Annotated in this window: 1 protein-coding gene; it reads right to left on the bottom strand. The window is 70.4% G+C overall.

Translation table 11 applies throughout. The features are described 5' to 3' along the window. Positions 1 to 287 (bottom strand): cation:proton antiporter (locus tag ACFXPK_RS32960; RefSeq protein ID WP_385080840.1); only part of this gene is annotated, 287 nt, incomplete at both ends.

The following is a 287-nucleotide window of genomic DNA, read 5'->3' as shown; positions in this document are numbered from 1 at the left end:
GAGGTAGGCAACGCCAGCCCCGCCGGCGAACTTGCCGACACACGCGACGGTGAACACGCCCACCGCCATGACCAGCCCCCGCCACCCCAGGCTGTCGAAGTGCACCGACAAGCCGGTCAGTGTGAAGAAGACGGGCAGCAGGAACAGGCTTGTCCGCTCGATCCGCTGCGCGGCCTCGGGGGCCTTGGACGCCAGCAGGTCGCGGGGCACCACCACTCCGAAGGCGAAGGCGCCGAAGACCGCGTGCAGCCCGATCGTCTCCGTGGCCCACGCGCACAGCAGCGTGC

This window comes from Streptomyces sp. NPDC059142, from assembly GCF_042755665.1.
Lineage (GTDB): Bacteria > Actinomycetota > Actinomycetes > Streptomycetales > Streptomycetaceae > Streptomyces.
This window is presented reverse-complemented; position numbering and strand designations above follow the sequence as displayed.